The 9836-nt window shown below is 71.5% G+C and carries 7 protein-coding genes; 3 read left to right on the top strand and 4 right to left on the bottom strand.

Features of this window, described 5'->3' with window-relative positions; all coding sequences use genetic code 11:
* The first annotated feature begins 6 nt into the window (after positions 1–6).
* The 3 genes from ADK36_RS31740 to ADK36_RS31730 are packed head-to-tail and all read left to right on the top strand — an operon-like array spanning position 7 to position 5400.
* On the top strand, positions 7–3936 hold the full coding sequence (locus tag ADK36_RS31740) for a non-ribosomal peptide synthetase (protein WP_053199961.1): 3930 nt from the start codon (positions 7–9) through the stop codon (positions 3934–3936).
* The gene (locus ADK36_RS31735) at positions 3933–4145 is read left to right on the top strand and encodes an MbtH family protein (protein WP_048580742.1); all 213 of its coding nucleotides are present in this window, start codon (positions 3933–3935) and stop codon (positions 4143–4145) included. Before ADK36_RS31740 ends, ADK36_RS31735 begins: the two co-directional genes overlap by 4 nt.
* 28 nt (positions 4146–4173) lie before the next feature.
* On the top strand, positions 4174–5400 hold the full coding sequence (locus tag ADK36_RS31730) for a cytochrome P450 (protein ID WP_048580743.1): 1227 nt from the start codon (positions 4174–4176) through the stop codon (positions 5398–5400).
* A gap of 43 nt (positions 5401–5443) precedes the next feature.
* Here ADK36_RS31730 and ADK36_RS31725 read toward each other — a convergent pair whose 3' ends face one another.
* Genes ADK36_RS31725 through ADK36_RS31710 form a run of 4 tightly spaced genes read right to left on the bottom strand, consistent with a single transcriptional unit; the run spans position 5444 to position 9737 of the window.
* Positions 5444–6310, bottom strand: a complete 867-nt coding sequence (locus ADK36_RS31725; protein WP_053199959.1) for a sugar phosphate isomerase/epimerase family protein — start codon at positions 6308–6310, stop codon at positions 5444–5446.
* Complete coding sequence (locus ADK36_RS31720; protein ID WP_053199957.1) at positions 6307–7323, bottom strand: Gfo/Idh/MocA family protein; 1017 nt, start codon at positions 7321–7323, stop codon at positions 6307–6309. The genes ADK36_RS31725 and ADK36_RS31720 overlap by 4 nt, the downstream gene beginning before the upstream one ends.
* 15 nt (positions 7324–7338) lie before the next feature.
* A complete protein-coding gene (locus ADK36_RS31715; RefSeq protein WP_048580746.1) occupies positions 7339–8766 on the bottom strand; it encodes a sugar porter family MFS transporter in 1428 nt (475 codons plus the stop codon).
* Positions 8767–8777: 11 nt separating this feature from the next.
* Positions 8778–9737, bottom strand: coding sequence for a TIM barrel protein (locus ADK36_RS31710; protein ID WP_048580747.1), 960 nt, complete (start codon positions 9735–9737; stop codon positions 8778–8780).
* Positions 9738–9836: the final 99 nt, after the last annotated feature.

Raw genomic sequence — 9836 nt, 5'->3', positions numbered from 1 at the left:
CAGCACATGACCACCCAGCCCGCGCAGATCGACGTCCTCCCCCTGACCCCCCTCCAGGAAGGTCTGCTCTTCCACGCCCTGTACGAGCACGAGCGGAACGCCCGAGACGCCCGGGACGTCTACCTGGTCCAGTTGGTCTTCGAACTCGACGGCACCGTGGACCCCGACCGGCTCCGCACAGCCGCCCAGGCCCTGCTGGACCGACACCCCACGCTCCGGGCGGCCTTCCGGCGCCGCCGCGCAGGCCAGCCGGTCCAGGTCGTGCCGCGCCGGGCGACCCTGCCATGGACCGAGGCCGAACTGACCGGCCCCGGCATCGACACCGAGCAGGAGTGGGCCCACCTGCTGGACGAGGACCTGGCCCGCGGCTTCGACCCGGCCACGCCCCCGCTGATCCGCTGCACCCTGGCCCGCACCGGCGAGCGACGGCACCGCCTGCTCCTCACCCACCACCACATCCTGCTCGACGGCTGGTCGGTCTCCGTCCTGCTGCGCGAACTCCTCGCCCTGTACGAGGCCGACGGCGACCCCACCGCGCTGCCGCCCGCCCCGCCCTACCGCACCTTCCTGGACTGGCTGGCCGCCCGGGACCGTACGGCCGCCGAGACCGCCTGGCGGGAGGCGCTGGCCGGAGTCACGGAACCCACCCGCCTCGCCCCGCACGCCCCGGACGGCCGGGGTTCCGGCGACCTGGCACAGGCCCGCACCGAGCTCTCCCAGGAGACCGGCACGGCCCTCTCCGCGCTGGCCGCCCGCCTCGGCGTCACCGTGAACACCCTGGTCCAGAGTGCCTGGGCGATCCTGCTCAGCCGGATGACAGGCCGCGACGACATCGTGTTCGGCGCCACCGTCTCCGGGCGCCCCGCCGAACTGCCGGGCGTCGAGTCGATGGTCGGCCTGTTCATCAACACCATTCCCACGCGGATACGCCTCCGCCCCGACGAACCCCTGGCCGGACTGCTGCGCCGGGTCCAGGAGGGATACGTCCGCCTGCTCGACCACCACCACCTCGGCCTCGCCGACATCCAGCGCGCGGCCGGCACGTCCGAACTCTTCGACACACTCGTCGTGTTCGAGAACTACCCGATGGACCGGCAGCAGTCGGACGACGCCGGCCGTATGCGGGTCGTGGGCACGGGCGGACGCGACGCGACCCACTACCCCGTGACCCTGGTGGCGGTGCCGGGGCCCCGCCCGCGCTTCCGACTCGCCTACCGCCCCGACCTCTTCGACGCCGACTGGGCCCACGCCACCCTCGACCGTCTCGTACGCCTCCTGGAGGCCATGGCGGCCGACCCCGACCTCCCGCTCGGTCGCGTCGCACTCGCGCGGCACGAGGAGCACCCCGGCCCGTCCCCCGCCCCGGCGACCCGCACCCTCACCGACCTGTGGGCGGCCCAGGTCGCGGCCACGCCGGACGCGGAGGCCGTGCTGGACGGCGAGGTCCGGCTGACGTACCGCGAACTCGACGACCGGGCGGCACGGTTGGCCCGGCGGTTGGCGGCCCTGGGCGCCGGGCCCGAGCGGGTCGTCGGTATCGCGCTGCCCCGCACGGCGGACCTGGTCGTCGCCGTCCTCGGCGTCCTGAAGTCCGGAGCCGCCTATCTCCCGCTCGACCCCGCCTATCCGCGCGAGCGCCTCGCGTACATCGTCGGGGACGCCCGGCCGGTGGTCGTCCTCGCCACGGAGGAGACAGCCGGGGTACTGCCCGGGGAAACGCCCGTCTTCACGGGCGACGCAACGCACCATCAAATGCCTTCCGCCTCACCGGCGTTGTCCCCCGACGCCCTGGCCTGCGTCATCTACACCTCCGGCTCCACCGGTCGCCCCAAAGGCGTCGCGGAGACCCACGGCGGCATCGTCGAGTTCGTCGAGTGGACGCACGACGCGTTCGGACCCGAGCGGCTGTCCAGGGTGCTGCTCTCCACCTCGCTCAACTTCGACGTGTCCGTGTTCGAGATCTTCTCCCCGCTGCTGTGCGGGGGCCGTATCGAGATCGTCGAGAACCTGCTGGCGCTCACCACGTCGGGCGGCCGGGACGCGACCCTCGTCAGCGGGGTGCCCTCGGTCATGGCCACGGTCGTCGCCGACCGGCCCGCCATCTCTCCCCGAGTCGTCGCGCTCGGCGGCGAGCCCATCCCCGAACGACTCCTCGCCGACCTTCAAAGAGCCTTCCCCGAGGCCCGGATCGTCAACTTCTACGGACCCACCGAAGCCACCATCTACGCGACCGCCTGGCAGTCCGACCTCGACCCCCACCCCAAGAACGGTTCGCCGCCCCTGGGCGGCCCGCTCGCCCGCAACCGCCTCCGCCTCCTTGACCAGGCCCTTCAGCCGGTGCCCGACGGAATGACGGGGGAGCTGTACATCGCGGGCGGCGGACCCGCCCGCGGCTACCTCGGCCGACCCGGCCTGACCGGGCAGCGCTTCGTGGCCGACCCGTACGGCGGGCCGGGGGAGCGCATGTACCGCACGGGCGATCTGGCGGTGCGCGACCCCGACGGACAGCTGCGTTTCCTGGGCCGGGCCGACCACCAGGTGAAGGTCCGCGGCTTCCGCGTCGAACTCGGCGAGATCGAAGCGGAGTTGGCCGCCCATCCGTCCGTGACCAAGGCGGCGGCGACCGTGCACGAGGACGCGCGCGGCGAGAAGCAACTGATCGCGTACGCCGTACCGGCCGCGCGAGGGGCCGCCGAGACGGACGTACTGAAGGCGCACCTGGCCCGGCACCTGCCCGCCCACATGGTCCCCTCGGCGATCGTCGTCCTCGACGCACTGCCGCTCACCGCCAGCGGCAAACTGGACCGCACCGCCCTGCCCGCCCCCGGCACCCCGGCCCCCGCCCGCAGCGCCCCGCGCACCGAGCGCGAGGAGAAGCTGCGCGCGCTCGTCGCCGACGTCCTCGGCCTCGACCCGGCCCGGGTCGGCGTCCACGACAGCTTCTTCGACCTCGGCGGACACTCCCTCCTGGTCCCCAGGCTGACCACCCGGATCCGGACCGAGCTCGCCGTCGAACTCCCCGTGCCGGCCGTGTTCGAGACACCGACCGTGGCCGCGCTGGCCCGCCGGACGACCGGCGGCCCGGACCGGGAGACGGGCACCGGCGGCGGAACGGCCGCTCTCGGCCCTCTGCTGCCCCTGCGCACCCGCGGCGACCGCGAGCCGCTCTTCTGCCTCCCGCCGGCCTCCGGCCTGGCCTGGGGCTTCGCCGGGCTGACCCGGCATCTCGACACCGACCGCCCGCTGTACGGACTTCAGTCCCGTGGTCTGGTGCCGGGGGAGAAGCGGTCGGAGAGCCTCGCCGAGACGGTCGCCGCACACACGGCGCGGATCCGCGAGATCCAGCCCGCGGGCCCGTACCACCTGCTCGGCTACTCCATGGGCGGCCTCGTCGCCCACGCCGTCGCCACGACGCTGCAGGCGGCGGGGGAGCGGGTCGCGCTGCTGGCCCTGCTCGACTCCTTCCCCGGCGCGTGGACGAGTCAGGGCCCGCGCCCCACCGACCGGCCCGCGGTGCTCCGAGGTCTCCTCGCCATCCTCGGACGAGAAGTCCCCGCGCAGGACGACGAACTGACGGACCGTCGGTTCGCCGAGCTCGTGCGCCGCGTACCCGACCTCCCCGGCAGCCTCGACGATGCCGAACTCGCGGCCCTGGTCGAGGTGACGGCGAACAACCGGCGCCTGCTGGAGGAGTTCGACCCCCTGCCGTACGACGGCGACCTGCTGCTCTTCTCCGCCGCCCGGGATCCCGACGCGCACCCGGACCGGCACACGGCCTGGCAGCCGTACGTGCGAGGGCGCGTCCACTCTCACGACATCCCCTGCACCCATGGTGAGATGACCCGCCCGGGACCGCTGGACCTGATCGGCCCCCGGCTCGCCCGACAACTGCGCACCGCCGCACCCGACCCCACCCACAGGAGGAACCCCGCATGAGCACCAACCCCTTCGACGACGACACGCTTGAGCACTACGTCCTCGTCAACGACGAGGGCCAGCACTCCCTGTGGCCCGCCTTCGCCGACGTACCGGCCGGCTGGACCGTCGTGCACGGTGCCGCGAGCCGGCAGTCCTGCCTGGACTACGTTGAGGAGCACTGGACCGACATGCGTCCCAAGAGCCTCATCCGGGCCATGGGCGCATAGGGAACAGCGGAAACGGGAGGAAAACGGGATGACCACACGGCGGACGATCGCGCCGGAAGAGCTCGACACGCTGAATCTGGCCGATCCGCGGCTGCACGCCGAGAGTGACCTGTCCGCCGTGTGGCGCCACTTGAGGGAGCATCGGCCGGTCCACTGGAACCCGGCGACCGACACCGCCCCGGGCTTCTGGGTGGTGTCCCGGCATGCCGACGTCACCTCCGTGTACCGGGACAGCACACGCTTCACCTCCGAGGGCGGCAACGTCCTGGAGACCCTGCTCGCCGGCGGCGACACCGCGGCCGGGCGCATGCTCGCCATCACCGACGGGGCGAAGCACACGGGGCTGCGCCGCCTCCTGATGTCCGCGTTCTCGCCACGGGCCCTGGAGCCGATCGTGGAGAGCGTGCGGCGCACCGTGACACGGCTGCTGGAGGACGCGCTGGAGAGGGGCACCTGCGACTTCGCCGCCGACGTGGCGGCGGGCATACCCCTCGGCGCGATCTGCGACCTGCTAGGCGTGCCCGACCGGGACCGGGCCTACGTGCTGAGCCTGACGTCCTCCGCGTTGGGCTCGCACGAGGCGGACAGTACGGCGGCGGACGCCTGGATCGCCAAGAACGAGATCCTGCTCTACTTCGCCAACCTCGCCCGCGACCGGCGCGACAGCGGCCACGCGGACGTCATCGCGCTGCTCGCGGGCAGCGAGGTGAACGGGCTGCCGCTGGACGACGACGAGATCATGCTCAACTGCTACAGCCTGATCCTCGGCGGAGACGAGACGGCCCGCCTGTCCATGGTCGGCGCCGCCCTCGCCCTGCTGGACCACCCCGACCAGTGGCAGGCCCTCAAACGGGGCGACGCCGGCATCGACACCGCCGTCGAGGAGATCCTGCGCTGGACCACCCCCGCCCTGCACTCCGGACGCACCGCCACGACCGACGCCGAGGTCGGCGGGCATGCGGTGCGGGCGGGAGAGATCGTGACCGTCTGGAACGCCTCCGCCAACCGCGACGAGCGGATTTTCGACACCCCCGGCGAACTGCGCCTGGACCGCACGCCCAACAAGCACGTGACCTTCGCCTACGGCCCCCACTTCTGCCTCGGCGCCTATCTGGCACGGGCGGAGATCGGCGCCGTACTGACCGGCCTGCGCGATCTGGTGGCGGAGCTGGAGCAGACCGGCCCCGCGAAGCCCGTCTACTCCAACTTCCTCAGCGGCCTCAGCGCCTTGCCGCTCGCGCTCAAGGCGGCCTGAACCCCTGCGCCGCCGACTTCTGCACCGCTGACTCCTGTACCGCTTACGCGGCAAGCTCCTTGCGGATGCGGTCCAGCATGAACGCCGAGGACTCCACGGCCCGCTCTTCCCAGGCGAAGACGCAGGCCGTGGCCACGCCGTCGAAGTTCAGCTCGCGCAGTGTGCCGAAGAACGCGTCCCAGTCGACCTCGCCCTGCCCGATGTCCAGGTGCTGGTGGATCCGGGCCGGGGTGCCGGGCGGGTTGAGGATGTAGCGCAGGCCGGACGAGCCCTTGTGGTTGAAGGAGTCCGCGATGTGCACATGCTGGAGCTTGTCGCCGGCGTAGCGCATCATCGCCGCGATGTCCGCCGTCGGGTCCGCGCCCGAGAGGTGGAAGGAGTGCGGGGCGCAGTAGAGGTAGTTCACCCAGGGCTTGTTGATCGCGCGGACCAGGTCGACCGCGGGGATGTTCTCCTCGCAGAAGTCGTCCGGGTGCGCCTCCAGGTTCAGAGCGATGCCTTCGCGCTCGAACACCGGGAGCAGTTCCTCCAGCGAGCGCCAGAAGGCCGCCTCGCTCTCGGCGGCGCGCTCCGGGCGGCCGTTGAACTCCGAGTTCATCAGCGGACATTCGAGCTCGGCGGTGATCTCGATCATCCGCTTCCAGTAGCGGACGGCGGCCTGTCGCTCGGTCTCGTCGGGCGAGGACCACTTGTACAGCGGCAGCACGGAGGACAGCTGGACGCCGTGGGTGCGCAGGGAGTTCTTCAGCCCGGCGATCCGCTCGTCGTCGGCGCGCGGATGCAGGAAGAACGGCATGAAGTCGTCGCGGGGCGACAACTCGATGTGTTCGTAGCCGAGTTCGGCGACCGTGCGCACCATCTCGTCGATGGGAAGCGTGCGGAGCATGTACGGGTCGAGGGCGATTTTCACGCGGCACCTCCGTAGAAGGCGGGACGGGGCTTGAGGTCGGTGGCGACGACGCGGCCCGACTCCAGGGCCTCGACGGTCGCGGCGGTGATGACGGTGGCGGCGTAGCCGTCCCAGGCGGAGGGCCCGGTGGGCTCGTCGCCCGCGGCGATGCCCGCGATCCACTCGCGGAACTCGGTGTCGAAGGCCGCGGAGAAGCGGCCCACCCAGTCCGTGAGCACCTCGGTGCTGTGCTGAGCGGCGGTGCGCACGCCGACCGCGGCGGGGTCGGGGAGCCGGACGAGGCCGTCCTCACCCACCGCCTCGCACTGGATGTCGTAGCCGTACTGGCAGTTGACGAAGACCTCCAGGTCGATGCGGACGCCCTTGGCGGTCTCGAAGAGCATGATCTGCGGGTCCTTGAGGTGCGCGAACCGCTTGCTCGTGGCACGCGGGGTGACCACCTGCGTGGAGACGATCTCGTCGTCCAGTAGCCAGCGCAGCACATCCACCTCGTGCACGGCCGTGTCCAGGGCGGCCATGCCGGAGGTGTAGGACTCCGGGACGGTCGGGTTGCGGTGGGCGCAGTGCACGATCAGGGGCTCGCCGATCCGGCCGGAGTCGACGACCTGCTTCATCTGCCGGTAACCGGTGTCGTAGCGGCGCATGAAGCCGACCTGGACCAGGCGGCGGCCGTGGGCGGTCTCGGCCTCGACGATCCTGAGGCAGTCCTCGGCGTTGGTGGCCAGGGGCTTCTCGCAGAACACCGGCTTTCCGGCGGCGATCGCGTTCAGCACGTGCTCGGCGTGGGTCGGGCCCCAGGACGTCACGAGGACGGCGTCCACGTCCTCGGCCGCGACCACGGCTGCGCCGTCGGGCAGCACTCGGGCGCCGACCGGTGCCGCCGCCTCCTCGGCGCGTACGGCGTCGATGTCGGTGACCGCGGTGACACGGGCGCCGGTGACGGTGTCGGTCAGGCGCCGGATGTGCTCCTTGCCGATCCAGCCGGCGCCGATGACGCCTACACGTACAGTCATGGTTCTCTGTCCTAACTAGGAGTAGCGCGCCCGGAGTTCGGCTTCGAGGGTTTCGAGCGAGCGGCCCTTCGTCTCGGGGACGTAGAGCTTGACGAAGGTGAGCGAGAAGAGACCCGCCACCACGAACAGGAAGAAGGTGTTGGAGATCCCGATGCCGGAGACCAGCGACGGGAAGACCAGCCCGATCACGAAGTTGGTCAGCCACAGCACCACGGCCGCGACACCCATACCGAAGCCGCGCATCCGCATCGGGAAGATCTCCGACAGCATCAGCCAGGTCACCGGTGAGATCGCGCCCTGCTGGAAGGCGAGGAAGGTGACGGTCATGGCGAGCACGGCATAGGCGCGGCCGTCGCCGGAGGGCAGCGCGAGGGAGCAGACGCCGATCAGCAACAGGGCGGCGGTGGTACCCATCTGACCGGCCATCAGCATGGGCCGGCGGTTGACCCGGCCGAGCAGCCAGATGCCGACGAAGGTGGCCAGCACCGAGATCACGCCGTTGGCGATGTTGGCGGTCAGCGCGCTGTCGGCGGCGAATCCGGCGTCGGTGAGGATCTGGGTGCCGTAGTACATGATCGTGTTGACGCCGGTGATCTGCTGCACGATCGCGATGCCGAAGCCGACGAACATCAGCTTGCGGATCCACGGCGTGGCCTTCATGTCCTGCCAGCCGCCGAGCTTCTCCTGCTCCTCCTTGACGGCGAGCGCGGACACCTCCGCGAGTTCCGCCTCGGCCCGTTGCCGGGACCTGACCTGCTTGAGAACCTCCAGGGCCTCGCCGAAGCGGGTCCGGGAGGCGAGCCAGCGCGGGCTCTCCGGCATGACGAGCATGCCGAACCAGAGCACGACGGCCGGGAGGGTGGCGATCACCAGCATCCAGCGCCACACCCCGCCGGACTCCCCGCCCACCCGCGCGATGATCGCGTTGGAGGTGAACGCCAGCAACTGGCCGCTGACGATCATGAGTTCGTTACGGGTGACCAGCGCGCCGCGCCGCTCGGCGGGGGAGACCTCCGCGAGGTAGACCGGCACCGTCACCGAGGCACCGCCCACAGCGAGGCCGAGTACGAACCGGGCGACGACCATGACGGCGGTCGTGGGTGCCAGCGTGCAGCCGAGCGCGCCGACGAAGAACAGCACCGCGAGGGTGAGGATCGTACGGCGCCGTCCGCGCGCGTCCGACAGCCGGCCGCCGGCCACCGCGCCGAGCGCGGCACCGAGGAGCAGCGAGCTGGTGACCATGCCCTCGGTGACCGCGGTCAGGCCGAGGTCTTCGGTCATGTACGGCAGGGCGCCGTTGATGACACCGGTGTCGTAGCCGAAGAGCAGTCCGCCGAAGGTGGCGATGACGGTGATGAGCCGCAGCCTGCGGGACACCGCGGGCGGAGCGTCGTCCGTGAGAGGGGCGGGGGTCTGCGTCGCGTCGTCGTCCCTGACGTCCATGGGCGCTCTCCTCACCGGTCGAGAGTCGTGGGCGCCGGGCGCCGGGTACCCGACAGGCCGCAGCCCGCCAGGTGCTCACGGGTACTCACGGCGATCGGGAGCGGTACGTCGGGTGCGCAGGGGTACAGGTCCTGCTCGACGATCACGAACAACTCGGCGTCCAGCTGCGCGAGTTCGGCCACCACGTCGGCCGGATTCGGCACGCCGGCGGGCGGTGACACGCACACGCCTCGCTTGACGGCCTCGCCGAACGACAGGTTCTCCGCGGCGACCTGGCCGAGGATCCCGGGGTCCATCTGCTTGATGTGGACGTACCCGACACGCTCGCCGAAGCGCCGGATCAGGTCGACGTTGTCGCCGCCGCCGTAGGCGACGTGCCCGGTGTCCAGGCAGAGGTTCGTCCAGCGGGAGTCGGACTCGTTGAGCAGCCGCTCGATCTCCGGCTGGGTCTGTACGTGGCTGTCGGCGTGCGGATGGATCACGAGCCGTATGTCGTACTCGTCGAGCAGCAGCTTGCCGAGCCGGTCGGCGGCCTTGCCGAAGCCGGCCCACTGCTCGGCGGTCAGCTCCGGCGACTCGGTGAACGCGCCGGTCTTCTCGTCCCGGTACATGGGCGGGATGAGGACCAGGTGCTGGGCGCCCGCGGCGGCGGTCAGCTCCGCCACCTGCCGGACGTGCGCGAGCATCCCGTCCCATGCGCCGGGCCGGTGCAGCGCGCCGAAGGCGGTGCCGCCGGAGACCTTGAGGCCGCGCGCCCGGAGTTCCTCCGCCAGCCGCTGCGGGTCGGTGGGGAGGTAGCCGTACGGGCCGAGCTCCAGCCACTCGTACCCCGCCGCGGCCAGCTCGTCGAGGAAGCGCGTGTACGGGACCTGCTGGTCGTCCTCGGGGAACCAGACGCCCCAGGAGTCGGGGGCCGAGCCCAGGCACAGGTTGCCCGCGATGGTGCGGAGCGAGGTTGGCACCGTTGCCATGACAAGTCCTTCGGGGAGAAGACGGGAGAAGACGGGACGGGAGGGGAGGGGAGGGTAGGGGAGGGACGGATGCCGGCGAACGTGTTCACGGATGTGCTG

The sequence above is a fragment of the Streptomyces viridochromogenes genome (assembly GCF_001270495.1).
Classification (GTDB): Bacteria; Actinomycetota; Actinomycetes; order Streptomycetales; family Streptomycetaceae; genus Streptomyces; species Streptomyces viridochromogenes_A.
The sequence above is the reverse complement of the archived record's forward strand: the minus strand, read 5'-3'. Positions and strand labels throughout refer to the sequence as shown.

Bases quoted from the DNA above. Each gene is read 5' to 3' on its own strand.
- ADK36_RS31710 (WP_048580747.1), bottom strand. From the start codon at position 9,737: ATGGCAACGGTGCCAACCTCGCTCCGCACCATCGCGGGCAACCTGTGC.
- ADK36_RS31715 (WP_048580746.1), bottom strand. From the start codon at position 8,766: ATGGACGTCAGGGACGACGACGCGACGCAGACCCCCGCCCCTCTCACG.
- ADK36_RS31735 (WP_048580742.1), top strand. From the start codon at position 3,933: ATGAGCACCAACCCCTTCGACGACGACACGCTTGAGCACTACGTCCTC.
- ADK36_RS31730 (WP_048580743.1), top strand. From the start codon at position 4,174: ATGACCACACGGCGGACGATCGCGCCGGAAGAGCTCGACACGCTGAAT.
- ADK36_RS31740 (WP_053199961.1), top strand. From the start codon at position 7: ATGACCACCCAGCCCGCGCAGATCGACGTCCTCCCCCTGACCCCCCTC.
- ADK36_RS31720 (WP_053199957.1), bottom strand. From the start codon at position 7,323: ATGACTGTACGTGTAGGCGTCATCGGCGCCGGCTGGATCGGCAAGGAG.